Annotated in this window: 22 protein-coding genes and 2 tRNA genes; 13 read left to right on the top strand and 11 right to left on the bottom strand. The window is 50.4% G+C overall.

Annotated features, from left to right (window positions below):
* The first annotated feature begins 8 nt into the window (after positions 1-8).
* Positions 9-542, top strand: coding sequence for a DUF4136 domain-containing protein (locus tag G5149_RS17075; RefSeq protein WP_005348282.1), 534 nt, complete (start codon positions 9-11; stop codon positions 540-542).
* Between the two features lie 86 nt (positions 543-628).
* Here the strand turns inward: G5149_RS17075 and G5149_RS17070 are convergent, their stop codons facing one another.
* Together G5149_RS17070 and G5149_RS17065 are read right to left on the bottom strand one after the other, a co-directional pair.
* Positions 629-925, bottom strand: coding sequence for an MliC family protein (locus G5149_RS17070; protein WP_005348285.1), 297 nt, complete (start codon positions 923-925; stop codon positions 629-631).
* A 93-nt stretch (positions 926-1,018) separates the two neighbouring features.
* The gene (locus G5149_RS17065) at positions 1,019-1,423 is read right to left on the bottom strand and encodes an OsmC family protein (RefSeq protein ID WP_005362569.1); all 405 of its coding nucleotides are present in this window, start codon (positions 1,421-1,423) and stop codon (positions 1,019-1,021) included.
* Between the two features lie 300 nt (positions 1,424-1,723).
* Here G5149_RS17065 and crp point away from each other — a divergent pair, with 300 nt between their 5' ends.
* From crp to G5149_RS17035, 6 genes are all read left to right on the top strand, one after another.
* Positions 1,724-2,362, top strand: coding sequence for a cAMP-activated global transcriptional regulator CRP (crp, locus tag G5149_RS17060; protein ID WP_005335304.1), 639 nt, complete (start codon positions 1,724-1,726; stop codon positions 2,360-2,362).
* A gap of 125 nt (positions 2,363-2,487) precedes the next feature.
* Entirely contained in the window at positions 2,488-3,288 is an 801-nt protein-coding gene (locus G5149_RS17055; RefSeq protein ID WP_005348293.1) for a putative RNA methyltransferase, read from the top strand.
* A 1,042-nt stretch (positions 3,289-4,330) separates the two neighbouring features.
* Positions 4,331-5,404 carry a porin gene (locus G5149_RS17050; RefSeq protein ID WP_421213088.1) on the top strand — a complete coding sequence of 358 codons (1,074 nt, stop codon included), beginning with the start codon at positions 4,331-4,333 and terminating at the stop codon, positions 5,402-5,404.
* 298 nt (positions 5,405-5,702) lie between these two features.
* Entirely contained in the window at positions 5,703-6,842 is a 1,140-nt protein-coding gene (locus G5149_RS17045) for an efflux RND transporter periplasmic adaptor subunit (protein WP_216980221.1), read from the top strand.
* A gap of 18 nt (positions 6,843-6,860) precedes the next feature.
* Complete coding sequence (locus G5149_RS17040) at positions 6,861-9,995, top strand: efflux RND transporter permease subunit (RefSeq protein WP_216980220.1); 3,135 nt, start codon at positions 6,861-6,863, stop codon at positions 9,993-9,995.
* Positions 9,996-10,342: 347 nt separating this feature from the next.
* A complete protein-coding gene (locus G5149_RS17035) occupies positions 10,343-10,972 on the top strand; it encodes a murein L,D-transpeptidase catalytic domain family protein (protein WP_337072495.1) in 630 nt (209 codons plus the stop codon).
* Between the two features lie 69 nt (positions 10,973-11,041).
* On the opposite strand, the gene G5149_RS17030 is transcribed toward G5149_RS17035, so the two are convergent.
* A complete protein-coding gene (locus G5149_RS17030; protein ID WP_005348306.1) occupies positions 11,042-11,473 on the bottom strand; it encodes a universal stress protein in 432 nt (143 codons plus the stop codon).
* A gap of 192 nt (positions 11,474-11,665) precedes the next feature.
* Between G5149_RS17030 and G5149_RS17025 the strand changes: the two genes are divergently transcribed.
* Complete coding sequence (locus G5149_RS17025) at positions 11,666-12,418, top strand: hypothetical protein (RefSeq protein WP_337072506.1); 753 nt, start codon at positions 11,666-11,668, stop codon at positions 12,416-12,418.
* 14 nt (positions 12,419-12,432) lie between these two features.
* On the opposite strand, the gene G5149_RS17020 is transcribed toward G5149_RS17025, so the two are convergent.
* Positions 12,433-12,885: an RNA methyltransferase gene (locus G5149_RS17020; protein WP_005348310.1), complete on the bottom strand. Its 453-nt coding sequence runs from the start codon at positions 12,883-12,885 to the stop codon at positions 12,433-12,435.
* A 204-nt stretch (positions 12,886-13,089) separates the two neighbouring features.
* Between G5149_RS17020 and G5149_RS17015 the strand changes: the two genes are divergently transcribed.
* Both G5149_RS17015 and G5149_RS17010 read left to right on the top strand, forming a co-directional pair.
* A complete protein-coding gene (locus G5149_RS17015) occupies positions 13,090-14,181 on the top strand; it encodes a PfkB family carbohydrate kinase (protein ID WP_236348681.1) in 1,092 nt (363 codons plus the stop codon).
* Positions 14,175-15,083: a pseudouridine-5'-phosphate glycosidase gene (locus G5149_RS17010; protein WP_005348314.1), complete on the top strand. Its 909-nt coding sequence runs from the start codon at positions 14,175-14,177 to the stop codon at positions 15,081-15,083. Before G5149_RS17015 ends, G5149_RS17010 begins: the two co-directional genes overlap by 7 nt.
* 86 nt (positions 15,084-15,169) lie before the next feature.
* Here G5149_RS17010 and G5149_RS17005 read toward each other — a convergent pair whose 3' ends face one another.
* Positions 15,170-15,895 carry a carbonic anhydrase family protein gene (locus G5149_RS17005; protein WP_337072496.1) on the bottom strand — a complete coding sequence of 242 codons (726 nt, stop codon included), beginning with the start codon at positions 15,893-15,895 and terminating at the stop codon, positions 15,170-15,172.
* 336 nt (positions 15,896-16,231) lie between these two features.
* Positions 16,232-17,506 carry an alpha/beta fold hydrolase gene (locus G5149_RS17000; protein WP_337072497.1) on the bottom strand — a complete coding sequence of 425 codons (1,275 nt, stop codon included), beginning with the start codon at positions 17,504-17,506 and terminating at the stop codon, positions 16,232-16,234.
* A 192-nt stretch (positions 17,507-17,698) separates the two neighbouring features.
* On the opposite strand from G5149_RS17000, the gene G5149_RS16995 reads away from it, so the two are divergent.
* Positions 17,699-17,941 carry a hypothetical protein gene (locus G5149_RS16995; RefSeq protein ID WP_421213085.1) on the top strand — a complete coding sequence of 81 codons (243 nt, stop codon included), beginning with the start codon at positions 17,699-17,701 and terminating at the stop codon, positions 17,939-17,941.
* Here G5149_RS16995 and G5149_RS16990 read toward each other — a convergent pair.
* Positions 17,920-17,995: transfer RNA gene (locus G5149_RS16990), tRNA-Asn, on the bottom strand. The two genes, G5149_RS16995 and G5149_RS16990, sit on opposite strands and share 22 nt — an antisense overlap.
* 4 nt (positions 17,996-17,999) lie before the next feature.
* A tRNA-Phe gene (locus tag G5149_RS16985) sits at positions 18,000-18,075 on the bottom strand.
* Between the two features lie 722 nt (positions 18,076-18,797).
* Here G5149_RS16985 and G5149_RS16980 point away from each other — a divergent pair.
* Positions 18,798-19,955, top strand: a complete 1,158-nt coding sequence (locus tag G5149_RS16980) for a tyrosine-type recombinase/integrase (protein WP_223952007.1) — start codon at positions 18,798-18,800, stop codon at positions 19,953-19,955.
* A 44-nt stretch (positions 19,956-19,999) separates the two neighbouring features.
* Positions 20,000-22,300, top strand: a complete 2,301-nt coding sequence (locus tag G5149_RS16975; RefSeq protein WP_421213084.1) for a DUF927 domain-containing protein — start codon at positions 20,000-20,002, stop codon at positions 22,298-22,300.
* Between the two features lie 354 nt (positions 22,301-22,654).
* On the opposite strand, the gene G5149_RS16970 is transcribed toward G5149_RS16975, so the two are convergent.
* From G5149_RS16970 to G5149_RS16960, 3 genes are all read right to left on the bottom strand, one after another.
* On the bottom strand, positions 22,655-22,834 hold the full coding sequence (locus G5149_RS16970) for a hypothetical protein (protein WP_029304370.1): 180 nt from the start codon (positions 22,832-22,834) through the stop codon (positions 22,655-22,657).
* Between the two features lie 126 nt (positions 22,835-22,960).
* Positions 22,961-23,854 (bottom strand): helix-turn-helix transcriptional regulator, encoded by an 894-nt coding sequence (locus G5149_RS16965; protein ID WP_421213083.1) that lies wholly within the window; start codon positions 23,852-23,854, stop codon positions 22,961-22,963.
* A gap of 299 nt (positions 23,855-24,153) precedes the next feature.
* Positions 24,154-26,079, bottom strand: coding sequence for a PAS domain S-box protein (locus G5149_RS16960; RefSeq protein WP_421213081.1), 1,926 nt, complete (start codon positions 26,077-26,079; stop codon positions 24,154-24,156).
* Between the last annotated feature and the right edge of the window lie 195 nt (positions 26,080-26,274).

The following is a 26,274-nucleotide window of genomic DNA, read 5'->3' as shown; positions in this document are numbered from 1 at the left end:
AGCTTATGATGCGCTTTGCCTCTCTCTCTGTGGTGCTACTTGCCCTGCTGGGTGGCTGCAGTAGCGGGCCGTCAGCACCAACGTTTGAGCCCGGAACCATGGTGGCTCGCTCGCTCGGTGACTGGACCTTCGGCGCCACTCCGCGCTACGCACTGGCTGAACAATATCAGTTTGCCGGCGATCAGGCCGAAGGATGGCTGGAACCCATCCAGAATGCGGTCAGTAAAGAACTCAATGGCAAGGGGTGGCAGAGCGTTCCTCTTGATGAAGCGGATCTCTGGGTCGCTATCGGTGTAGCGGGTAACAAGGATATCAGCGATGGACAGATTTTTTCCCGCCTTGGCATGACGCCCGGGGTGCAGGCCACACCGGATCAGCGCAAGGGCACCCTGGCCATCGTGCTACTCGACCGCAAAACCCAGAAAGCCGTCTGGAGTAGCGCCATCTCGCTGGCCAGCGATGTCGCCATTGCCGATAACCAGCGCCAGGCTCTCAGCCAACAGCTCGCGGCCAAACTGCTGGCACCAGTACCAACCCACTGACGTCCTCATCATTTTTGTTGATGCTTTTAATAAGAAGAGCGGCTTGTCGAATGACAAGCCGCTCTTCTTGCGGGAACACACCGGGATTACTTCAGCGTACAGGTCAGCAGCGTCACCCCTTTCTGGGTAAGGAGAGCTTGTTTTTCCTGATTCCAGAAGGTGGTCAGGCCGTCAGAATATTTGGCGCCAGACTCTGACTCCACACGCGCCAGCTTGTGGTAAACACCGGCATAGGGGAACTGCACCATATCAGCCTGGGCATCATAGGTAACGGCCAGCATCTCTTCGCCACACTGGTATTGGCTGTATTGATACTGGGTAGGTTGCGGGCTGCTGCACGCCGCCAGGCCCAAAAGGGGAAGCAGAGCGATCAATTTTTTCATTGCACTTTCCTTATGTAATGGCTTTATGTCATGGCCTTGTGCAGTGGCCTCATGTGACGGCCTTATGCCAGGGTACCAACGAAACAATCGTTATCAAGCTTCAACAATTTGATAACTATGGGTAATTTGTACCGCTTTTTCCAACATCAGGGAAACAGAACAGTATTTTTCCATCGACAGATCGACCGCTCTGGCCACCTGCTTCTCCGCTAATCCCTTGCCGGTCACCACGAAGTGCAGATTAATCTTCTCGAAAACCCGGGGCACGCTATCAACCCGTTCGCCACTGACATCGACATGACAAGCGGTCACCGACTGGCGCGCTTTTTCGAGGATCGAGACCACATCAATGGAGCTACAGCCACCGACCGCCAGCAGGATCATCTCCATCGGGCTGGCCCCCTCACCGGGGTTGGCACCATCCAGGATCACCTTGTGACCGGATTCACTCTCACCCACAAACTTCATCCCTTCCACCCAGCTGACCTTGGCTTTCATCTCGCACTCTCTCCTGTTAATCGTGATGATGGATCCCTAGCATAACCCAGTCGCTTATCTCTGCCGAACAGGGGGAGTTGGGATGGAAATAGATCAAAATCAACATCTCCGACCTCTATCTTCCCTAGAATGGCCGAAGCGGCGCAGCAGGCATTACTCAAAGGGCTCTGTCAAAAGCCCGCAAAGCCTTGTCAGCACAGGCAAAGGCTCTTATCCTACTGCGACCAATACAAGGAATGGCAAGATTGGCAGCTTGCCCGGACGCACAAGTCCATAAAAAGACACTACAGAGGAATTCTCATGGTCATTGGCAAACCGCAAAGCGATCCCACCCTGGAATGGTTCTTGTCGCACTGCCACATTCATAAGTATCCCGCCAAGAGCACCCTGATCCATGCGGGTGAAAAAGCGGAGACCCTCTACTACATCGTCAAGGGCACTGTGGCCGTCTTGATCAAGGACGATGAGGGCAAAGAGATGATCCTCTCCTATCTGAACCAGGGCGATTTCCTGGGCGAGATGGGGATGTTCGAGGAGAACGAGAATCCCGAGCGCTCCGCCTGGGTTCGCGCCAAAGGCTCTTGCGAAGTGGCAGAGATCTCCTACAAGAAGTTCCGCCAGCTGATCCAGGTCAACCCGGACATTCTGATGCGTCTCTCTGGCCAGATGGCCAAGCGCCTGCAACACACCAGCCAGAAAGTGGGTAACCTCGCCTTCCTGGATGTGACTGGCCGGATCGCCCAGACCCTGCTCAACCTGGCCAAACAGCCGGATGCCATGACCCACCCGGATGGCATGCAGATCAAGATCACCCGTCAGGAGATCGGCCAGATCGTCGGCTGCTCCCGTGAAACCGTGGGCCGCATCCTGAAGATGCTGGAAGAGCAGGAGCTCATCTCTGCTCACGGCAAGACCATTGTGGTATTTGGCACTCGCTGATGACCCGTCCGCAGGCCTGGCTGAGGCCTTGGGATAAAAAAGGCTGCTACGGCAGCCTTTTTCGATCCTCTCCCCTATAATCCCGAACGCCTTTCACTGTTCCGGCATTCGCCCAGAGAGTTACTATGCACCTTCAATGTCCCCGTTGCCGCAGCCCGCTCCATCTTCATGAAGCCTCCCAGGGGCGCTATTGCGACAACAAACATCACTTCGATCCGGCACCGGAAGGTTATCTGGATCTCATTCCCGGCAAGAAAAACCCCAAAGACAGCGACAGCCGCGCCCTGATGCGCGCCAAGCACCATTTCCTGGAAGCCGGACACCAACTGCCGCTGGTTGAAGCAATGGCCTCCCTGCTCTCTCCGCTGGCCCCGCAAGAGTTGATCCATCTCGGGTGCGGTGAAGGCTACTACTGCCGTGCTCTGGCAGAGCGCCTGCCCGGCTGGCAGTTTGCCGGGATTGATATCGCCAAAAACACCATCTTTGCTGCAAAAAAAGCGCAGCCGGACGGTCAATTTGTCATTGCCGATCCCGCCCGTGCGCCGCTGCAACCAGGCTCGGTTCAGGTGTTGCTGGTCAACGATCTCAAGGTCAAGACCGAACAGCTTGTTAGCTGGCTGGCCCCCGGTGGCTATCTGCTCTATCTGCAGCCGGGCCCGCGCCATCAGTGGCAACTGCGGGTCAGCCTCAATCCGGTGAGCATGGAACACCCCCTCAGCTGGCCAACCCTCGACGGCCTCAATTTGATGGCTCAACAGCGCTGCCAGTTCAGCTTCACCATGGATCAGGCCATGCGCAGCTTTATTCTGGAGACCAGCCGTCTCGGCTGGCGGGCAACCGGTGAGCAGCGTCACGCTTTCGCTCAACAGGGTCCGGATGAACTGGAACAGGATCTGCTGCTGACCCTGTGGCAAAAAGCAAGTTGACTACCTGGCAAGACACTCAAAGGGGCTGGGTTTCCAGGATAGCGTCGTCATCAGTGCGGGTACACAGGGAGGTGTAACAAACTGAGGCGCTGTCACGCCCCCCTGGCGTTGGCTTATTTTGGCGCAATTCCTCACTGTTGCAGCAGATATAAACAAGGTATTGTTCATCAGATAACGTGCAATGTTTCCAGTATTACAGCCTGAATATGGCTGACCTTATACATGGAGCACCGATGGGACGAGGAGTGAGACTCACCGATTTTTAAACTGCCCTTTATCGGATAGAGCAAAACTGGTGAGTTGATATGCTGGCAGACGCCGACGCGTTATGGCTGTCAGGGTAAACTAGCCCATTCTTATATGGTTACGTGCAGGAAACACGGGATGGACCTGCTAGCTCCTTGACAGCAAGTACCTTAAGCAATCTGCGGAGTACTAGGTGGGTATATGTGCTGTATCCAAAACTGGGTATCGCAAGCCAGACTACCTACAGCATCAGCGCTGGGCATATCACATAGGCAACCACCATTCTCACCACTTCAACCGCCCTTTCAACCAGCTCAAGAGTGGCACGAGCAGGTCATGTTAGTGAACTCATCAGCACTCCGGATCTCCAATCTAACTATTTGTCAGCAAAAAACGGATGGAGAACCTGAGCATTATGGCGCAATACATGCTCATGCAAGATAGCAGACAACCAGGTTCACAAAGTGCTACAGGTTGTGTGCCGTCTGCTATCCAGAAAAGCGTTGGCACTATCAGCCGTGACACAGCTCACAACTTGCTTTATCGGCTTGGTTGATGAGGAATGTCGAAATACATAAAAATTAAAATGATAATAACACATTGAATTTAATTGCTTTTCACCTACTTCAAAAATGTCTTTTCTGATATTTCCAGCCCCCTTCCCCGCTCAATTAAACGGCGACAGATTCAGGCCCAGTCAAGGTTCAGGCGCCTACCGTGTGGTTATCGGACCCTTTCCGATTTCCATAGAGCCGATCACAGGTTCGGAAGTGTTTACATCAGAGGAAACATGGATATGAAAAAATCTGCACTGACTATGGCCATCACCAGCTTAGTACTGGCCAGCGGCGCTCAAGCAGCCACTGTTATTAATCAAAATGGTACTAAGCTGGATATTGGTGGCCGAGTAAACGGTGAATATTATGCCTCCGGTAACAAAGATCTCCGTGGTGATTCAAGCTATTTTCGCCTGCATGTTAACGGTGAAACGGCTATCAATAATGAGCTAAATGCTTTTGGTTTCGCTGAGTATAACTTGCCAACCTCTGGCTCTGACAACGATGAACTGCGTTATGCCTATGCAGGTATGAAGCATGATACTTTCGGAACGTTAGTCTATGGTCGTCAAGATGGTTTGTTCGATAAAGCAGTAAAGAACACCACTGATATCATGCCAGAATTTGGTGGTGATGGCCTTGGTAAAGTAAACGATCTATTTGGTACTGGACGTAGCAACGGTCTGCTTCAGTACATCTATACATACGATGGCCTCTCCTTGGGTGCTCAGTTTACCGGTGAAGGTAAAGCTCAAAATAATGACCGTTTTACCAATTCTGGTAATCATTTGATGGGGACTGGTAACGGTTTCGCCACATCAGCTACTTACAACTTTGATAATGGTCTCGGTTTGGGTGTTGCTTATAACCAAGCCAAGAAAACTAACGATCAAAGAAACTATTCATCGTTTGGTGGCGACCATGATGCCAAACTTGTTGGTGGTGCAATTAGCTATACCAATAGCGGTTTCTACATGGCAGTCAACTACTCTCATGGTGAATATCAGTCTATCGTAAACAATGGTTTTGCTGCAGAGAGCAATGGTTATGAAGCCGTAGCAAAATATCGTGCTGGCGACTTTGAACCCATCGCAGCTTACATTAGAGAAGATGTAAAAGACACCTCTAACAATATTAGCGGCCGCCTTAACGAATATATTGACCTGTCCGTAAGATATTACTTCACCGAGAATTTCACTACCTTTGTAGATTATAAAATGAATCTGCTGGATGATGGTTCCATGAGTGGCTATAGCAAATATGGTCAGCCGACAGATGATATCGTAGCTATCTCCATGGAATATAACTTCTAATTACAGATAGCATTAAAATAAAAAATGCCGGTCATCCGGCATTTTTTTTGCTTTTTCTTTTTGTCTTTAAAAACAATCATCAATTAATTGCTGACACAATTTGCTACAGATAAACACATTCATAACACATATCTTGGTTACACTTTAATAATTAATGAGCATACTTGATTTTGTAAATTAATACAGAATATATCTATCAAGTATTAAATATCGCCAAGGATGATTTCTGCTGTTCACTTACAGTCATAAGGTTATATCTTCTTGCCACCCATATTTTTATCAGCCAGGTAATAAATGCATGTATAGAAAACATACTCTATTGTTATCCTTTGTTATTTTTAGCTGCTCAGCACTACTCAGTGGATGCAATAGAAATACTAACACGCCATCTATAAGTACCTTACCTACTGAGGTTAGTTATATTAACTTAGTTAATGAAAACATCCCTGTCATTACAAGTTTAGTTGGTAGAGTTGAAGCAGAGCGTGTCTCTGAAGTAAGGCCCAGAGTTGATGGAATAATTTTAAAGCGTTTCTTTGAAGAAGGTGCTGATATAAAAAAAGGACAAATACTGTATCAGATTGATCCAACACCATATGAGGCAACAGTCAAAAAACTCAAAGCTGAATTAGCAAAAGAACAGGCTAATGAAGAGATGCTGAGACTGCAAGATGAACGATTTAAATATATTTTAAGCAAACATCTTATAAGTAAACAAGATTATGATAAGAATCACTCAGCTTGGCAACAGGCAAAAGCTGCCGTCATGGCTGCTAAAGCAGCACTAGATGAAGCTGAAATAAATCTTGGTTATACAAATGTACGAGCCCCTATCAGCGGAAAAATCGGTCGCTCGAATATCACTGAGGGCGCGCTGGTCACCGCCAACCAAACGGCAGCGCTTGCATCTATACAACAACTTGATCATGTCTATATTAACGTGAATCAGTCATCTACTGACCTCATCAATCTAGAAAACGCCGTAAGCAAAGGAAAAATCACTAACCTTAGCTCAACAGGAAATAATGTAAAAATATCACTAATGAATGATACCGATTACCCTCATCTTGGCAGTATAAAATTTTCTGACATTAGTGTTGACCAAGATACAGGTATGGTATTGGTTCGTGTAACAGTGCCGAATCCGGAACACAAATTACTACCGGGCATGTTTGTCAAAGCTTCAATAAAAGAGGGTTCATTAAAGGACAGCTTTTTAATACCCCAGAAAGCAATACAGAGGACTCCTCGCGGAGAAGCATTTGTAATGACACTAACCAAAGATAATCATGTTGCAATAAAAAATGTGTCGCTAGGTAAAATGACTGGTTCTAATTGGACTGTTACATCTGGTTTGTCAAGCATTGATAAAGTTATTGTTGAAGGGATTCAAAAAATCAATCCTGGTGATTTAGTAAAACCATACCTTTATAACTAAGGCCGGAGTATCTATCACATGGCTCGTTTTTTTATAGATCGCCCTATTTTTGCTTGGGTTTTAGCCATAATAATAATGCTCTCAGGCATATTATCCATTATCTTTATGCCTATAGAGCAATACCCTGATATCGCCCCCCCAGTAGTTCGAATTACTACAAGTTACCCCGGTGCGTCGGCTGAAACTGTAGAGAATACAGTAACTCAGAATATTGAGCGGAAAATGCTTGGTATCGATAATCTGATGTATATAAAGTCAACGAGTGATTCGAATGGTAATGGTGTCACTCAACTAACCTTTGAACCAGGAACCGATCCTGATATCGCTCAGGTGCAGGTACAAAATCAGTTAAAAACTGTTGAGGCTCATTTACCTGATGCAGTAAGACAACAGGGTGTCATGGTTAAAAAAACATCCGACTCTTTTCTAATGATTGCATCAATTACCTCCAGCAATCCAAAAGTCAGCCGGGCAGATCTTTCAGACTACTTATTAAATAATATTTATGAACCACTAGGCCGGGTCAACGGTGTTGGAGAGCTACAAGTATTCGGTAGCCAATATGCCATGCGTATCTGGCTTGATCCTAATAAATTGGCACAGCTTAACTTATCTGTTGCTGATATTAAAAAAGCTATTAAATCCCAAAATTCTCAAGTATCCTTTGGTCAGCTCGGTGGAGCACCAGCCACATCAGCTCAAGACTTCAGTGCAACGATTGTTGGTCGCGGTCGTTTGAATACCAGCGAGCAATTTGAGAACATTGTAGTTTTGGCAAAAACTGATGGTAAAAATGTAAAATTGAAAGATATTGCAAGAGTAGAATTAAATAGCGAATCTTTTGACACATCTTCATTATTAAACGGCCAAGCTACGGCAGCAGTAGGTATAAAACTGGCATCTGGTGCGAACGAGATGCTTACATCAAAGCTGGTACGTGAAAAACTGGATGAATTGTCTCAACAATTCCCAATGGATTATAAATTGGAGTATCCTAACGACACGACGCCATTTGTAAAGTTATCAATTGAAGAGGTTGTAGAAACACTATTTGAAGCTGTCATCCTTGTGTTTCTTATCATGTATCTGTTTTTGCAAAATTTTCGTGCAACCTTGATTCCAACCCTTACAGTTCCAGTAGTACTATTAGGTACATTCGGGATTATGTCGGTTATGGGGTTCAGTATTAACACCCTTAGCATGTTTGGATTAGTACTGGCTATCGGTTTGCTGGTCGATGATGCAATTGTCGTCGTAGAAAATGTCGAGCGTTTAATGACGGAGGAGTCACTTTCTCCTATTGAGGCGACTCGCAAATCCATGGATCAAATCACAGGTGCACTAGTTGGTATCTCACTAGTATTAAGCGCTGTCTTTATTCCTATGGCTTTCTTTGGTGGTTCAACTGGTGTTATATATCGTCAATTTTCACTTACTATCGTTGCAGCCATGGGGCTATCTGTAATTACATCTATGGTTTTTACGCCAGCCCTCTGTGCAACATTATTAAAAGCAACACATGACAGCTCGACAAGAAATAAATTTTTTGAGACTTTCAACATATATTTTGAGAGAATGACAATCAACTACGAAACTGGCCTGGTACAAATACTTAAAAGAGGAGGAACGTTTACTCTCATCTATGTTTTACTGCTATGCGTAATGCTTGGTTTATTTAAGGTATTACCATCATCGTTCTTGCCTACGGAAGACCAGGGTTCATTTTTTGTATCTATTCAGCTTCCTGATGGAGCCAATCTAAAACAGACTCAGGCTACCCTGGAAAAAGTAAACAATTATTTTTCCAGCGAAGAAAAAAATAATGTGCAGATGATGCTAGCTGTACATGGATTTAACTTCTCTGGTCGCGGGCAAAATATGGGAATGGCATTTGTAAAACTACAACCATGGGACCTTCGTAAAAATGAAGACGATCAGGTTGATAGCATAATAAAACGAGCCAACAAATATTTCTCCTCAATAAAGGAAGCCAATGTAATGGCTTTCAATCAACCAGCTATTCGTGGCTTGGGAACATCTTCTGGTTTTGACTTCTTTTTGCAAGATCGTTCAAATCTGGGGCACAATGAACTAATGAATCTAGAAAAAACATTTCTGGAGAATGCCAACAAGGATCCTCGACTAGCAAATGTAAGAGCTAATGGGATGAAAGATAGCCCTCAGTTTATTATCGATATTGATTATGAAAAAGCAATCGCACAAGGTGTCAGTATTGATGATATTAATGAAACTCTATCAACAGGTTGGGGTAGTAGTTATATCGATGATTTCATTGACCGTGGCCGCCAAAAACAAGTAATCATGCAAGCGGAACCAAATTATCGAATGACTCCCGATGATCTTAACCTATGGTATATTCGTAACAGTAAAGGAGATATGGTGCCTTTCTCTTCCTTTGCGTCCACCCGTTGGAAGGTGGCATCGCCGAGGTTAGAACGTTATGATGGTTACTCTGCAGTCGAAATCGTTGGTGAGGCAGCCCCTGGCTATAGTACCGGTGACGCCATGAAGGCCGTTGAAGAAATAGCCGAAAAATTGCCCAATGGTATTACCGTCTCTTGGACAGGATTATCACTGGAAGAGCAAAAGTCGGGATCACAAGCACCGTATCTTTATGCTATTTCCATACTCTTTGTTTTTCTGTGCCTTGCAGCACTTTATGAAAGTTGGACAATTCCTACTTCTGTTATATTAGTAGTACCATTAGGCGTAATTGGTGCATTAGTTGCAACATATGTGCGCGGGCTTGAAAATGATGTCTATTTTCAAGTTGGTCTATTAACGACAATTGGCCTGTCAGCTAAGAACGCAATCTTAATAGTTGAGTTTGCAAAAGACCTTTATGCACAAGGTGCTAATTTACAATCAGCAGTTATTGAAGCTGCTCGACAGCGTCTACGGCCAATTCTCATGACATCTTTGGCTTTCTTGCTGGGTGTTTTGCCATTAGCAATCAGTTCAGGTGCTGGAGCCAACAGTCGCCATGCTATTGGTACAGGTGTCATCGGTGGCATGATCACAGCAACTATTCTAGCTATTTTTTTCGTGCCTCTGTTCTTTGATATAGTAATGAAAAAGTTTCCACCAAAAATGTCGGAACAACTATCGGTCATACCAGAAAGTGGGAACTAGAAGAATATCGATGCTGGTTACGCCGAGTACGTATCTACCGCTGTATGATTCGGCTTAAGCTCGGATTGAAAACTGAACCAGCTCGATTCAGTTGGTGGCTATGCCACCAACTATCTGAGCAATAACAGCGATAACACTGTTGCTGCTGTTGCTCTGCACTACTGCTTCCAAGTGATTGGAAGTCAGTTATACCCTGTAATATCTATGTCTACTATTTTATTTTCTTCCGGCCGCTCTGCGGCCGTTTTTTTATTGCGCGTTTTCATGGTCTTGCATATAACTATCGAGCGGATAGCTGTAATTTCAGCCCGTTTGACAGGCAAGGATGCGCAAAGAGGGGATCAAGGATGACAGAGTTACTCGGAAAACGGTGGAGGCCACTATGGTCAGTGTTACTGTTGCTGGTGAGCATCGGCTGGAGCGGGAATAGCGCAGCCAGTAGTGAGCGCCATCTCTACCAGCAGCTTGGACTTGCCGGTAAACTCGACAGACAAACCTTTCAAAAAGCCCTTGTCAGCTATCAAAGCGTACGCAGCAAGCAAAAAACCATCCTGACCATCATTGATTACAGCAAGCCTTCGACTCAACGCAGGCTGTTCGTAATCGACATGAAACGCCACAAACTGCTTTATCACACCTGGGTCAGTCATGGCCGAAACTCCGGCGAACTGGCCGCGGAACGCTTCTCCAATCAGCTCAACTCCCGGCAAAGCTCTCTCGGAGTATACCGCACAGCAGAGACCTATCTGGGCAAACATGGCTATTCACTTCGACTTGATGGCTTGTCACCAGGCAAAAATTGCAATGCCCGCAAACGCGCAATCGTAGTACACGGCGCCGCCTATGCCAGCCCAAACCATCTGCGTAAACATGACAGACTGGGCCGCAGCTGGGGCTGCCCAGCCCTGCCAAAGGAGCAGGCCAGGGCCATCATAGATACCATAAAAGGGGGAAGTGTCATCTACGCTCACGGCTAGCAGTAACACAATAAAAAACAAGGCCAGCTCTTGCTGGCCTTGTTTTTTATTGTGTTGCTATACAGTGAATCATTGGCGCACCACCAGTACCGGACACGGAGCATGACGCACCACGGACTCGGCAACGCTGCCTACCAGCAGATGACTGATACCGGAACGACCGTGGCTGCCCATGACGATAAGTTCAACCTCGTCTTCCTTGGCCTGAATAATGATTTCATCCGCCGCTCGGCCAAAACGAATGTCAAACGTAGCCGGGATAGGGAGGGTTGCAATCAGTTCCTTGAGTTGGGTTCTGGCCTGACGCTCCATTTCGTGAGTGATCTCAACAGCGGTCATATGAAGAATTTTGTAACTGTCAAAGCCGTGTAGTTGGTCAACGACATGGATCAGCTTGAGCTGGGCCTGATGGCTCTGCGCCATGAATACGGCATAGTCGAGTACAGTCCGGGACATTTGGGAAAAATCGACAGGACAAAGCAGAGTTTTGATCGATGGCATAACGCAGTCTCCTCTACTGATTGGGGTGCTATTGAATCTTGAGACCATCATAACCATCAGATTGAAAATAACCCTCGACCCTGTCGCAAAATGAACATCATGGATTTTTTCTGTACGCCGTCACCATCAATGCCATGGTATAAAGTAGGTCATGAGTGTTTTTCCTCTACCCCAATGAGGCCAGCTCTGACCATGCTACGCATCTGTCTGTTGCTCTGTTGTCTGTGTACTGCGGTTAATTGCCGGGCAGAGTCTATTGACGTTTATTGCGATGATTGGCCCGGTTTTTGTCAAAAGGATGGCAAAGGCCTTTATCTTGATCTGGTGCGAGCCATCTACCAGCCTCACGGTTACCAGGTCATCCCCCATATTGTGCCCTATAAGCGTGCCCTCGCGATTATTGCTAAAAAAGGAGGAGATATCGCCATGGGGGTATATCGCGATGAAGTCTCCGGCGTACAACAGCCTCGCTATGCGGCATCAGCCGATGACCTGACCGTATTCATGCTCAAAAAATGGCAGCCCCAGTGGCAGGGAGAGCAAAGTCTGGAAGGGCAAACCGTGATATGGCAACGAGGCTGGGCATTCGACAAATACATTACGGTCAACATGCTGTGGCATGAAATTGATAGCGATGAGCTGGCTCTGCAACTGCTCGGTAAAGAGCGTTATCGTTATTACCTGACTGCCGGCGTGCTCTATGTGGATGAGGCTATCCCTCCCGAGCTGCATCGTGTCTTCCTGCGCTGGATCCCGACCTATCCCATCTTTGCCAATACCCAGCAAGGCAACCGGATGTTGCAGCTCTGGGATAAGGAGATGGTTCAGTTGATCCGCAGCGGGGCTTTGGCAGAGATCTATAAGCACTATCAGCTCTATGACTACTATCAGGGTTTTATCAAAGAGCTGGAGCAGAAAGTGGCGACCAGCCCTGCAACTGAGTGATAGCGTTGCGCTAATTACTCTCCCCTCATTCCCTTGGCCAACCGATCATAGAGGATCACATTGACCGAGGCAGCCAGATTCATGCAACCCCGGGTCGGCACATAAACCACATCTTTCACCGCCCCGTAGAGTGCGGGATCGAGTGTGCCATCCTCCGGTCCGAAGATATAGAAGGCACGCTCCGGATGAACGTAGTCCGGGAGCGGCGTGGCTCCGTCGATCAGATCGACCACCACGGGCACACAACCTTGCGGGATAAACGCCATCAGGTCATCCACCCCGAGCAGCGGGATCTTCTCCACCATCTGCTTGGTATCAGTGGCAAAGCGGCGTGCCAGCTCGAATCGGTTGCCGGTGTAGTAGACCTCATCCACTCCGTAGCAACCCGCAGCCCGCATCACCGAGCCGACATTTTCCGGGGACTTGGGATTGACCAGCCCCACACAGCAGAATGCACTCTTTTCCATTATCTCTCCTCTTAATCTTGCTGCGGCCATTATAAGCCGCAATGGAACGCCAGCCCGGTGAAAAATACTTCGGCCGCTTACCCGTTCACCAACCAACCCACATGACGTTTTTTTGTGCGCGAACCGACAAATTTTGTATAACTCGATAGCTAGAAAACGTTTATCAGCAATAATAGACAAACGTTTTTAAATGGATATTTGTCTATGACCGAGCGTGAACAAGAGATCCTCGCCCTGTTGCGTCAGGATCCCATGATTGCCCAGCAGGATCTGGCCGACAACCTCGGCATTAGCCGCTCTGCGCTGGCCAGCCATATCTCCAGCCTGATCCGGCAGGGATATGTGCAGGGCAGAGGCTATGTACTGCGAGAGGGGCCCTATGTAGTCGTGATCGGCGGTGCCAATATGGATATATGCGGTACCAGCCACGACAACCTGCTGCTCGGTGACTCCAACCCGGGCAAAGTGCGCACTTCAGCCGGTGGTGTCGGCCGCAATATCGCCGAGAATCTGGCGCGATTAGGGAGCGATACCCGGTTGCTGACTGCCGTCGGCAACGACCAGTATGGTCACCATCTGCTAGAGGTGAGTCAACGAGCCGGCGTCGATGTACGCCAGACCCTGGTGCTCGATGGTCACGCGACCTCCTGCTACCTCAGCATTCACGATGGGAGCGGTGAAATGAGCTGCGCCATTAACGACATGGCTATCATAGAGCAGCTCACCCCTGCCCGCCTGACCCCCCTTGGCGGCTTTCTCGGGGGTGCCAAGCTCTGGGTGCTCGACACCAATCTGGCCATCCACACCCTCGACTGGCTGTTCGAACGACAGGGGGATCACGCCATCTTTGTCGATACCGTCTCGGTGGCCAAGGTGGAGAAGATCCGCCCCTGGCTCGGCAAGATCCACACCCTCAAACCCAATCGCAGCGAAGCCGAACAGTTGTGTGGCATGACCATCGCCGGGCCAGACTCTTGGCCCATGGTAGCCGCCTGGTTCCACCGCGCCGGAGTCAAGCGATTGTTCCTCAGTCTGGGTGAGCAGGGGATCTTCTATAGCGACGGCGAGCAGCAGGGCCACCTGCCGATACTGGGCAGCCCGGTGCTCAACGTCACCGGTGGCGGGGATGCCTTTATGGCCGGCCTCGCCCACGCCTGGCTGCAAGATCTCGATATCACACAGACCACCCGTTTTGCCCTGGGCTGTGCCGCCCTCACCGTCAATTGTTCCGATACCGTTTTTTCCGGTCTCTGCAAAACCGCCGTTGACCGCATACTGGAGGAGTACCCATGCTGAATACTTACCTCGATATCCAACCGGAAGTTGCTGCCGCGCTGGCCGCTGGCAAACCGGTCGTTGCCCTCGAATCCACCATTATCTCCCACGGCATGCCCTATCCGCAGAACGTGGAGACGGCCCGTCAGGTAGAGCAAGTGGTACGCGATAACGGCGCTATTCCAGCCACTATCGCCATCCTCGACGGCCGCCTCAAGGTGGGTCTCGATGCGGGGGCTCTGGAAGCGCTGGGCCGGGCAGGCCACGACGTAACCAAGTGCAGCCGCCGGGATATTCCGTTCGTGCTGGCACGCAAGGGAATGGGCGCCACCACCGTCGCCTCCACCATGATCATCGCCGCCATGGCGGGGATCCGGGTCTTTGCCACCGGTGGCATTGGCGGGGTACATCGCGGTGCGCAGGAGACCTTCGATATCTCAGCCGACCTGCAGGAGCTGGCACAAACGCCGGTGGCCGTAGTCTGCGCCGGTGCCAAGTCGATCCTCGATATCGGCCTGACGCTGGAGTATCTGGAGACCCAGGGCGTGCCGGTGATCGGCTATCAAACGGGCGAGCTGCCCGCCTTCTACACCCGCGAGAGCGGCTTCAAGGTTGACTATCGCCTCGATACCCCGGCAGCCATCGCCGAGGCGCTGCGCCTCAAGTGGGAGCTGGGACTGGCGGGCGGCGCCGTAGTGGCCAACCCCATCCCGACCGCACACGCCATGCCGAAAGCCGATATCGACGCGGCCATCGCCCGAGCGCTCCATGAAGCGGACGAGCAGGGGATCAAGGGCAAGGCGTCAACCCCCTTCCTGCTGGCCCGCGTCTGCGAACTGACCGGCGGCAACTCGCTGGCAGCCAACATCCAGCTGGTACTGAACAACGCGGCCCTCGGCGCCCGCATCGCTGCCAGCCTGTAATCGCACACCGATACCTCGCCATGTAAAAGAGGGCCTGACGGCCCTCTTGTTGTTTTTGCTATCTACTGTGCTATTGCAACGCTGTGTTATTGCAGGACCACGCGCCCATTGAGCGGTTGCACCGGCCGGTTGTTGGGGTGGTGCATCACCGCCTTGAAGGCGTCGATCTGGGCCTGACTGACCTCAACCGGCTGCTTCATCACCAGCCAGCGCACTCCTTCCGAGCATGGAGGCGTAGTAAGGGAGCCGCTGAAGCGATAGTAGTCACGATTCTCGGGCAGTAGTTGCTCAGCAGAGAGCGGTGCCTTGAGGGTGTGGATCTCCCCCACCTTGGCCGGTAGTTCACCCCAGGCTGCCGCCAGTGCCGGATTGGCCTTGCCAGCCTCGAACATCACCGCCACCACGGCGATCTCTCCCTTGTCACTGACGTGTACCAAATGCCCTTCCAGCGGATAGGATTTGCCCTCGATGAGGTTCTCACTCGGGGCGTGGAAGTGAAACTGCTTGAGTTCAAACGTGGTGCCATCGAGTTGCAAGGTGCTGCCCGGGGCATAACCGACCTGCACGGTATGACCGTTGTTGACCACTGTGTTGCCACCCGCCTGATAGTGGAGTACCAGCGGGGCCAGTTTGGCCTCGACCAATCCGCTCAGGTCAACCGGCGACTGATTGCTGCCCGCACACTGACCAAACTCAGGGGTCAGCTTGGCCCAGTGGGCAGGCCCCGCCTCACCGCTATATTCCCAATGGGGGGCGGCAGCAAACACGACAGGGCACAGCAACAGGGAGCAGGCCAACAGAGACTTTCTCATCATACATCCTTATCTTGATTGAAAAGCACAACCATCCCATCCCCCTGATAGTGGGGCATGCAGAGATGGCATATCTGATACGCGGGATACAGAGCGGTAGAGCGACTTTCTAATGGTAACGAGCAAGGGCTGGTCAATCGATTTGACTGCCGCTCAATTCAGAGTCGTTTGGCAAGTATATGGTGAGGGATCGGCAGAAACAGTGAAAGAGGGGGAAATTAATCAGCCCGCTATCCTCTCATCGTCAGGTGACGCGGGCCAAGGTTCAGGGAGTCACGCTTTCATAACAACCCGCGCGGGAGTCCAAACTCCCGCGCGGGTTGCAGATAACGGCAATTAACGGTCTCGATTCAACGCGATCAGACGATCAAGAATAGCTTCACCATCGGCGCGCAAACCGTTGTGCTCATACTCGTTGGTGATCCAGGCACGGCTGCTACCCAGGCCACGCAGGGTCTCGCGACTGTAGTCAAACTCCACATACATATCCTCGGCATAGACGGCGCAGGCTACCGGCACCTTGTTGCGGGCAAGCTTGGCCGGGTCATAGAGCGTGCCCCAGTCCGCCTTGTTGGCCAGCAGATGAGCCGCCTCTTTCAGGGGCAGCAACTCGCGGAACTGCTCGAACATCCAGGGGTAAACCATCTCGCCGGTGAAGGCGAAATCCTTTCCAGGTGCCCAGTTCACCGCCGGGAATTCCCCTCTGACCCGATCCGCCGCCCAGCGAGTCGCCTCCCCCTCGGCGTAGATAGCCTCGTGCAGGATGGCAAACAGCGGGTTGGTGTTGAATGGCTGCATGCTCTGCACCTGATAGAGAAAGGCCGGACTCAGCTTGTCGCCGATAAAAGCCTCTTCCAGCAGGTAATAGAGTTCCTCGAAGGCCCCCGTAGCACCGAGATCCAGCCCTTGCTGCTGGAACTGCTCCACCGTCAGGCGCTGGCCGTTGGGCAGCCGCACATCATGCTGGTGCAGATGGTTAGCCAGCCGGTTGGCAATCCCCTGAGCGTGGGGGAAGCGGGCGAAGAAGGCGTGGTTCTTGTCGGCCACCCGCTGGTAGGTGGCGCGGTAGACCTCCTCGGCACTGCGACCAATTGGCGCTATACCGCCGGTGATATAGACCTCCCGCAGGCTGTCGGGAAAGAGCGAGAGATAAGTCAGGCAGCAGAAGCCGCCAAAACTCTGACCAAGCAAGCTCCAGCGATGCTTGGGACTCAGCTCCTGCCGGATGAACTCGGCATCATGTACGATGCTATCAGCGCGAAAATGGCTGAGATACTCTGCCTGTTCGACAGGTGTCATATTGGCCAGAGTATGTCCATGGATGGGGCTCGACATCCCGGTGCCACGCTGATCCAGCAGCAGCACTCTGAACTCCTGCAACGCCCGCTTGAGCCAACCACTATTGGCCGTCGGGCGCGGCGCCCCGAATCCCGGCCCTCCTTGCAGAAACAGCAGCCAGGGTAGCTTCTCATCGAGCTTGTCTTTGCGACAGAGGGTGCGGCCAAACAGGGTAATGCTGTCGCCATCCAGCTCATCATGATCGAGGGGAACGTTAAAAAAGTGCGGCTCGCAGTGGATGCCGTCCAGTACATAGCTCAAGGGGCTGTTCATCTGGGATCTCTCCGTCAGGATGGGAACATCATTGATCTCATCATATCCCCGCCCTGCACCAGGGTCACTCCGGTTTTCCAAAATGTTTACAATGGCTTAAAGGTCGAAACATCTCCAGAGAAGACACGGTTCAACTGTGCTGAATTAATTGTTTTGCGAGGGAGATTGACGCCATCGCGCCATTCAACAAAGATGGCGAGCCTGCACAGGAGTGCGACAAAATGGATAAGGAAACGTGATGAAACCGAAGTGGATCAGGGCCAGAAAAAGAGAAAAGAAGCCCTGCCCTGGCAACATGCTGCAGACCGGAATGCTGTTGTTCAGTGCCACCTGTGGTGCGACGCTCTTTTTGGCGGCATGCAACAGCAACTAGAAATGAAAAAGCCCGCTCGATTGAGCGGGCTTTTCGAATTTGGCTCCTCCTACTGGACTTGAACCAGTGACATACGGATTAACAGTCCGCCGTTCTACCGACTGAACTAAGGAGGAATTGTGGTGCCCAGAGACGGAATCGAACCGCCGACACGGGGATTTTCAATCCCCTGCTCTACCGACTGAGCTATCTGGGCAACGGCGCGCATTAAACCCTTTCTGGACTGGGGTGTCAACCTTGTAGACCCAGTTTCTGGCATGTTTTTGCATAGGGTGAACTAAGTGGCGAGATAGTGTGCAAGGAGCTCCTGACCCAACACCGGGATCCGGTTGTCGGTAGGTTCTCCTATCGAGGATTTTTCCCTTTATAGAATTGCCTTTTCGCTCTCTCACCCATCCCGAGCCTCCAACACGTGAGCCCATTTTTTGTCAAAAAACGGATGAACTAACCTGCATGTTTTTTGTGCGCTGAAAAGTTACCAGAAATTGACCAGACAGGGTTTGCTGTGTCGCTGCCTCTGTACCTCCGGTCGTCAGCTCCTCAGCGTCCCTGTGAAGAAGAGAAGTGATGGTGTTTCGGCGGGGAAACTTAAATTTATTGTGATAAACATCACAAAAATGAATTTTGGTTACACCTCGCAAAAGGACTCAATCGACAAGTGTTTTTATGTAGGCAAATCACGATCATCCCAGCAAATCAGGAGCGTTTGTCACGAGATTCAGAAAGTCGGTCTCCAAAGCGGGATCTGAAATTTGCCTCTGAATCGCCTCTCCAGACGGCCTTCAGAACCTTCACACATAAAAAATGCATTAAATATCAATGCCTTGCTCATTTTTTGAGCGGTTGTTCTTTGGCTATGAAAATGCAAAATGCCTCCCATAACCGTCAATCCCGGCGGTTATGGTTAGAGAGGTAGTTGTGAGCAGCGAAGTGTCAACGCCAACTGCTAAAAGCAGACTGGGGTCGTGTGGAGAACACGTCTCCAAACAAAAAGAGGTGAAAGACGAGTACGTCCCTTGGCTCGCATGGGTCACATATCAATCTGGTGCCAGGGTCGGCTACTTCAATGTGCACAGAAACAATCAGCGTTATCGGTTTAGGATCGCGAGCACCAGTGAGGCTAGCCTCAAAGTGATACGCGATAAAGCACGTAAACTGATGGCGGAGCTCATCACAGATCCTGATGGATTCAAGCAAGCCTATCGCGCTAGTTTATCGGTAGAGCGCTTCATTTATGATGATTACCTACCCACAGTGCAGGAAACTCATCGTTCTATCAGGACTATAAAGTCCCGTATAAAGCCAATCGTAGCAGCTTTAGGGCACAAGCCACTGAACCGTGTCATTCGTGATGACATCGAGCGCTTTCAAGCGGAGCAAGCTAAAACCAAATCTGTTGCTACGGTGAATCGCTACCTAGCGCAGATTAAGGCTATTGCGACCTTCGCAGTGGAGCGCGGCATACTCAAATCGTCTCCCGCAGCAGGTATACCCGCCAAATACGAGCCTGTCCTGCCTCCCAAGGGCTTACCCGATGAGACAGTCAATAAGCTGGTCGCTCGCTTGATGGAAGACATTGACGAAGAAAAGGCTCGTCTGTTGCTCTTCCTGTTCGCAACGGGCTCCCGGATGGGAGAAGCCAGAGCTCTAAAGCTGCAAGATTGCGATCTCAATCGACAGATAGCGTACCTACCTACCAGTAAGTCTGGTCGGGAAAGGTTAATACCGCTTAATCAATTCGCTCTGGGGTTAATTCGACTTCAACTCCAGCGCCATGGCACGACTGGTCTGCTGTTTCGAGGCCAGGACGGTGTCTCTCAAATTTCAGAACCACGTCGGTATTGGTACCGAGTCTGCAATGATTGTGGGCTAACAGAGGTACGCATCCACGATGCCCGTCATACCGTCGCGACTTCACTGCTGAACAAGGGCTGTTCGCTCGATGTCTTGCAGAAAGTCTTGGGCCACAGCTCTCCTCGGATGACTGAAAGGTACGCCAGGTACCACGATAAGACGTTGGTCAAGGCCGTTGACGCACTTCACACCGTCTGGGACCTCCCCAACCTCACCTGCTAACCAACTTTAGGAGATGGGGGAGGGAGCCTCCCCCATAGAGAATTATGAGTCTTTCAAAAACAAATGATAACTGCAAACAGAATCGTTTCCGTTCTATTGAGGAGTCCCGTAATGGGTCTCTAGGAGCCCCCAATAGTGCTGGTCAGGGTGTATCGCCGACAGGTTCGGCATTAGGCCCCATTCAGGAGGCATCCGCGCCAGAATCAGTGCCTGTCTCTGCTATCGCTCCGGTAGTTCGGCCATCAGAGTCAGCTTTATTAGTGCCCAACGAACCCTATTGCAGCCATCAAAACTTAGCGCTGCAAGAACTGGCGCGTATCCATCAGTGGTCTCAAGAAGCGACCTATCTGGCATCCGAAGAGGGGCTAGCCCTTAATCAGGGGAAGGGCTCTTCTGAGCGTCCCATCAGGTCGGATGGTACTCATCTGTCGTATACCATTGATGAACTCCAAACATGGATGAAATCCAGTCTGTTACCCGAGCACTACGTTGTTAGCCCTGACCTGAAAGTGGTGAACCTTGAAGGAAGGAAGCCCGTTGAGCTGTTCGATACGTTAATCCTTCCGCTCAATTGCATTATTGATAATAACAATCAGTTCAAAGGGTTGGTGTTGGTCTGCATTGGCTATGATGGTAAGCCACATGTCTTTACAGTCCTGCTTGATGATGTCCTGCATGACTTGAAAAGGGTCAAGGTCCAGTTGGGTGAGCTACGTGTTGGGTATTATGGTCATGACGATCGGCAGCTTTCTCGGTTTATGAACCACTGCTCAAGATGGAACTCAATTGAGCCAATTTATCGCGTTGAGCAGGCTGGATTTATCTCTGGAAAGTTGATCTATATATCGCATGAGACCGTGCTACAGCGGAACATTGGAACCCCGGAAACCAAGCTCAGCTATCAAATCCGTAAAGCATTGCCGCAACTGAGAGCACAAGGCACCTTGCTGGAATGGCAAGAGCATGTGGCTGGGCCTGTCCGGCAGCTCACTAACATGATTTTTCCGATTTTGGCGATGCTTGGGAATGTATTGTTGAACCTCCTGAAGGAGGGGACGGTTATTGTTCACTTGCATGGGCTCAGCTCAGGCGGCAAGACGACTCGGGCGCAGATGGCACAGAGTGTCGTAGGACGAGCTACTGACCCAAGCAAAGATGGTGGGTCTGCTATCAGGAAGTGGCATGGCACGACGAATTGGCTGTTTGCTGTGGCAAAAAGTCACCACGGTATGGGGTTAGTACTGGATGAGCTTGGGTCACACAACAGCAAAAATTTCGACGGAACCATCTATGCCCTATCCAATGGGAAAACCAAAGGAAGGTGTGAAACGGGTGGGGATGAGAAGGAGGATCAAGACTCAGCCATCCTCTGTATTATATCCACTGGTGAACTCAGCACAGATGACTATCTGAGGAAAACGGGTGGCAGCGCCAATTCCGGTGTCTATGTGCGGATGCTCAACATCGAGGTTCACCCCGATGATGCGAAATTGCCCGACGAAACCCTGGCCCAAGCCAAAGCCCGGATTGACCAACTCAAAGCGGCCTGTGGTCAATACTACGGCACAGCCCTTCCGGCTTTGGCACAAGGGCTGTTGAACTTGCCGGAGGCCACTTCTTATGAGGCTTTGCAAGAGTTAGTTCGCAACCGGGTTCATGAGTGTGCCGAGCGCCTGATGCAGATGGTCAATGGCGCGATGGATTCACCTCTGGTTCGTCGTGGCCTGGATTTCTTCGCTATCACGCTGGCTACCGGCTTGTATAGTATCGAGCTGGGTGTGTTGCCCTATACCGAGAATGAGGTGGAGGCCGCCGTGCTTGAGGGTGCCAATCGCTGGGTTGCGTCCTTGGAGGAGCAACTGGATGACGTCACCCGAGCCGCTACCCAATTCAAGAATACGGTAGCGCTCCAACGACATAAAATTCACCTTGGCAAGCCAGCCGTTGTAACGAGGGAGCTCCTAGGCTTCATAGAAGGCGAACGGTGTTACATCTTTAAGGAGCAGTTCGACAAACTGGTTCCGAGCATGGGTGAAGCTGTTAAAGCATGGTTGTTCGATAACCAGTATCTTGAGAGGTATGCACCAGACCGCTATGTAAGAAAGATCAAGGTAGCGGGTGTGGATAGTGGCGTTTACTCGTTCTATTTGAATCGATTGTTTGGCAGTACTGGTGAGGTCGTCAGTAGCCATGCCGGAGAGAGTGACAGCCTGAAGGGGTCGCTGCCAAAATGCGAACCATCAAAGCGAATTTTTAGCCGATTCTCAAACAGCAAGGCGGGCAGCATCAGCGCCCCCCCCACATCGGAAACACCGGAGGAGACGACACACATCGAGCAGTTTTAAGAGTAAGGGGGGCCAGTGCGAACTGGCCCCTTTGCTTTTATGGAATCCGGTGGCAAAAGCAGGCAGCAAAGGGAGGAACGTTTTAGCAGGCCGAGAAGGCCAGGATGATCTTGTTGCGGAGGTTTGGAGGGCGGCGCAGCCAAAACGGCTCATTGGGTCGCTAAACCGCGATACTGGTGCCTAGCCATGCGGGGATTACCCCGGTATTGCTCACTGGTGTGATCTCAGCCTGTGCTGTCGAACGGTCCAAAAAAAGAGGCCAGTAGAACTGGCCGCTTTGTCGTTACGAGCGTTTCGTGGCAGATATCGCTCACAGGAGTCAACTAATGACCAACTAACATGTACGCGTTGACGTTATCGATATACTTCATATCCGGCAGGAACGCGGTCTTCATTATCGACTTCCTCTCGGGATTCACCGATCACCCGGTTCACCCGATCCCAGAAAGCCTGGCCATCCGTTTCGGTCAGGCCGTATTCCTGCTTCACCTCGCGCTTTGCGGTGGACTCTTTCATTTGGATCATTTTACTCATGCATCACTCCTTGGATTGCTACTGCTTGATGGTTGACGACAATGCAAAACTGCGGCGACAGGTGGTGTCGCGGCATGTCAGGCGCTGTCGCCAGATGTATAAACTGGGATCTTTGTCACAAATGAATCAGGGTGGAGCCTGACTCATCAGGGTCAATAGATGGCGTAAATCACGGACGATCTGCTCATGGATAAAACCGGGCGAGATCACGGTGAGCCCCGGCATCCAGGATTTGATGACGGGCAGAATTTGATTGGCATCGAGTACGCGACTGCTCAATAACAGCGCACCGTCATCCAGGGTTTTGACAATCTCTTGCTCAGGCAGCAACGGGCGATACTGAAAGTTGATGGCGATGGCGGCACTGGCCTTGAGGAGCACCTCGATCATGCCGGAGCGCCAGAGCGTCGGGTCGGTATCGATTTGTCGTTGAATGAGCGCATCACGGGTAAAGGTCTGTTGCGATAGCTCAACCAGTGTGATGTTGCTCAGCGGATAGGCTTGCAATCTCCCCTCGCTGACGCCGACCAAGTGCCAGGTGCCCTTGTAGTTGACGAGCTGATAGGGGCTAAACAGCTGCTTGCGCTGGTCTTTGGTGATGAGCCAGCATTGCAGATGCTGGGTCATTGCCTGCTCTAATACCGGTAACTGGTGGCTCAGTGAGTCGGTAGACTGGGCATCGAATCCCTTGATGGCGAAGAGGCTTGGGGTGTCTCTGTCCAGCACCTGACCCAGACGATGTTCACTGGCGCGGGGGAACAGGTCGGTGATACCCAACTGTTCGGCCAGCTTTCGCAGTTTTCTGTCGTTCTTGTGATTGAGAAACTCAGGATCCAGCCAGTATTGCTGGCTGCGGTGCTCTATCGGTAGATAGTTGAGGCGTTGATTGAAATCCCGCTGCAGGGTGCGCACGGTGACGTTGTACTCGGTGGCCAGATCACTCAGGTGTAGCTTCTCACCGCTGTAGAGGCGGGTGAGGAGCATACCGAGGCGCTGAGCAATCTTGTCGTGTTCGTGCATACCATCACAGAAGGGGAATAACCGTGTCGCGGATTATCCAAACAGGCCGCGACACGGCGTGACGAATTGGCTGGCAGTCAGTTTTTCGCAAAACCCATCATCGGCGATGGTTTTTTGTCATCAGTAGAGGGGTTTTGTTATCAACCGGCGAGAAGCGGTTGAGCGGGCCAGAAAGACCCGTTCGGTGAGGTTGTGGCAGTTGGTGGAGGGAGTTAGCGAAAACTGGTTCTCAGGTGACTCAATAACGATAAGCGGTATCTGACTTGATTGTCAGACACCGTTGTTATGTCGGCATATTGTCACTTATGTACGCACACACGGGCCTTACCTGCGTTCTTGGCTTCGTACATCGCAGAGTCAGCTTGGCTAATCAGTTGATCGGCATTGATTATATCGTCAGCATGATGGATTGCTATGCCGATACTGGCACTGATAACAGCTGTTGTTGAATCGAGTTGTATCGGCTGTTGGATGGCCTCCAATATCTTCTGCGCCAGCATATTGACATCGGGAGTCCCGTGCTTAACGTTCTCCAACACGATCGTAAATTCGTCACCGCCTAAACGTACTGCTGTATCCGTTTGTCTAATGTTTTCCTGTAAGCGAGTTCCTATGACACGTAATACGGAATCGCCGGCATCATGACCGTGTGTATCGTTGATTTGCTTGAAGCCATCAAGGTCGATATAAAGTAACGCTAAAGATGTCTGAGTCCGCTTGGCGCGGGCTATTGCTGCTGGCAACAAGTTGAACATACCACGCCGGTTATACAATCCAGTTAGCGCGTCGTGAGTGGCTTCGTATTCACGGATTGCTTCGGCCTGTTTACGCTCGGTGATATCATGCAGGAACGCACTAAAAATTGTTTTTCCATCAATGAATAAGGGGCTAATCCGGACCTCAACAGGTAAGGTCATGCCATCGCGGCGTACAGCAGTCAGCTCGATATGTTGATTGAGGACATGGTGCTTACCGGTAGCCAGATAGCGTGCCAACCCTGTTTTATGAGCATCACGCATTTGGGCCGGGATGATCGTTTCATCCAGTGGGCGGCCAATTGCCTCTTCGCGGCTCCAACCGAAGGTATGTTCTGCTTGTTGATTCCAGTCGCGGATCACGCCGTGGTGATCAATGCATACGTAAGCATCGTTGGCGTTTTGGAGCACCATTTGTAATTCAGCTTCGCGTCGACGTAACTCTTGCTCAAATCGAAGCTGCTGAGCGATAGAGGCGGACAGCATTTCATTAGCTAATTGTAGGTCTTTTGTTCTTGTTTCTACTCGACTCTCCAATTCTTTATGTAACTTAGCCAAGGATGCTTCTGCTTCTTTTTGCTCCTGTATATTTTTAATAATTGAGATGAAATACTCTAGCTCACCGTTAATGCTCAATTTCTTGGTGACTATCAGGTCTATCCAAACAGAACGCCCTGATTTAGTGATGTAACGTTTTTCCAGCTGATAATGGTCGATGTCATTATTAATTAATTGCTGTAAAAGGGACAAATCGGTATTTAAATCGTCTGGGTGGGTTATATCCTGAAATGTGAGCTTGAGGAGCTCATCTTGGCTGTAACCGACAATTTGGCATAACGCATCGTTGACACGCAACCATCCGCCGTCTGGCGCAACCATCGCAATACCTACACCCGCACGTTCGAATATAGTCCTGAAACGCGCTTCGACATCCTCCAAGGCTTGTATGGCTTGCTCGGAACGCGCATGACTCAAAAGCATCGCTTCACGCATTTGCATTTCTTTGCTAACGAGTGCGGCAAGGTCAACCAGAATGCTTATCTCATCAGGACTTAATTGTCTAGGTTTGGAATCGATGGCACATAATGTGCCAATTGATAGCCCGCCGATACTACGTAAAGGCACACCTGCATAGAAGCGAATATTCGGATTTCCCGTTACGAGAGCATTACTCATGAAACGCGAGTCTTGCGTTGTGTCTGTCACGATCAGCGGTGTTGTTTGCGTTATGGCGTGAGCACAAAAAGCAACTTCTCGTGGGGTTTCATTTGCATCAATACCTATCCGCGACTTGAACCACTGTCGGTCAGTGTCGACCAGTGAAACCAATGCAATCGGGACATCTAAAATGTGTGCAACCAATCGAGTTATGCGATCAAAAGCCTCTTCTGACGGGGTATCGAGAATGTTGAGAGCGTGTAGTAGATTGAGTCGCTCTGCTTCATCTTGTGGAATTGGATAAGTTGCCATGTTCGGTAGCTCCTGATGCCTGCCGAAAAATATAACCATAATAAATATCAGGGGTGAGGTTAATGAGCAAATTTCTTTTAAAAATTAATATGATATGTGTCACTTGTTGAGTTTTTGGGAGGGCTGGGGCAGCGTCAAGATGTTGAGTGATCATCCTTCGAGTGGAGAGGCTGTACTCGGTGGTCAGGTCATTCA

Source organism: Aeromonas sp. 600479 (assembly GCF_049175515.1).
Taxonomy (GTDB): domain Bacteria; phylum Pseudomonadota; class Gammaproteobacteria; order Enterobacterales; family Aeromonadaceae; genus Aeromonas; species Aeromonas veronii_A.
The sequence above is the reverse complement of the archived record's forward strand: the minus strand, read 5'-3'. Positions and strand labels throughout refer to the sequence as shown.

Coding starts and splice junctions, on each gene's coding strand:
- G5149_RS17055 (WP_005348293.1), top strand. CDS start 2,488: ATGCACCTTCAATGTCCCCGTTGCCGCAGCCCGCTCCATCTTCATGAA.
- G5149_RS17050 (WP_421213088.1), top strand. CDS start 4,331: ATGAAAAAATCTGCACTGACTATGGCCATCACCAGCTTAGTACTGGCC.
- G5149_RS17065 (WP_005362569.1), bottom strand. CDS start 1,423: ATGAAAGCCAAGGTCAGCTGGGTGGAAGGGATGAAGTTTGTGGGTGAG.
- G5149_RS17010 (WP_005348314.1), top strand. CDS start 14,175: ATGCTGAATACTTACCTCGATATCCAACCGGAAGTTGCTGCCGCGCTG.
- G5149_RS17035 (WP_337072495.1), top strand. CDS start 10,343: ATGACAGAGTTACTCGGAAAACGGTGGAGGCCACTATGGTCAGTGTTA.
- G5149_RS17020 (WP_005348310.1), bottom strand. CDS start 12,885: ATGGAAAAGAGTGCATTCTGCTGTGTGGGGCTGGTCAATCCCAAGTCC.
- G5149_RS16960 (WP_421213081.1), bottom strand. CDS start 26,079: ATGGCAACTTATCCAATTCCACAAGATGAAGCAGAGCGACTCAATCTA.
- G5149_RS17025 (WP_337072506.1), top strand. CDS start 11,666: ATGCTACGCATCTGTCTGTTGCTCTGTTGTCTGTGTACTGCGGTTAAT.
- G5149_RS17045 (WP_216980221.1), top strand. CDS start 5,703: ATGTATAGAAAACATACTCTATTGTTATCCTTTGTTATTTTTAGCTGC.
- G5149_RS16975 (WP_421213084.1), top strand. CDS start 20,000: ATGAGTCTTTCAAAAACAAATGATAACTGCAAACAGAATCGTTTCCGT.
- G5149_RS17015 (WP_236348681.1), top strand. CDS start 13,090: ATGACCGAGCGTGAACAAGAGATCCTCGCCCTGTTGCGTCAGGATCCC.
- G5149_RS17070 (WP_005348285.1), bottom strand. CDS start 925: ATGAAAAAATTGATCGCTCTGCTTCCCCTTTTGGGCCTGGCGGCGTGC.
- G5149_RS16995 (WP_421213085.1), top strand. CDS start 17,699: ATGGCGAGCCTGCACAGGAGTGCGACAAAATGGATAAGGAAACGTGAT.
- G5149_RS17000 (WP_337072497.1), bottom strand. CDS start 17,506: ATGAACAGCCCCTTGAGCTATGTACTGGACGGCATCCACTGCGAGCCG.
- G5149_RS17040 (WP_216980220.1), top strand. CDS start 6,861: ATGGCTCGTTTTTTTATAGATCGCCCTATTTTTGCTTGGGTTTTAGCC.
- G5149_RS16965 (WP_421213083.1), bottom strand. CDS start 23,854: ATGCACGAACACGACAAGATTGCTCAGCGCCTCGGTATGCTCCTCACC.
- crp (WP_005335304.1), top strand. CDS start 1,724: ATGGTCATTGGCAAACCGCAAAGCGATCCCACCCTGGAATGGTTCTTG.
- G5149_RS17075 (WP_005348282.1), top strand. CDS start 9: ATGCGCTTTGCCTCTCTCTCTGTGGTGCTACTTGCCCTGCTGGGTGGC.
- G5149_RS17005 (WP_337072496.1), bottom strand. CDS start 15,895: ATGAGAAAGTCTCTGTTGGCCTGCTCCCTGTTGCTGTGCCCTGTCGTG.
- G5149_RS17030 (WP_005348306.1), bottom strand. CDS start 11,473: ATGCCATCGATCAAAACTCTGCTTTGTCCTGTCGATTTTTCCCAAATG.
- G5149_RS16970 (WP_029304370.1), bottom strand. CDS start 22,834: ATGAGTAAAATGATCCAAATGAAAGAGTCCACCGCAAAGCGCGAGGTG.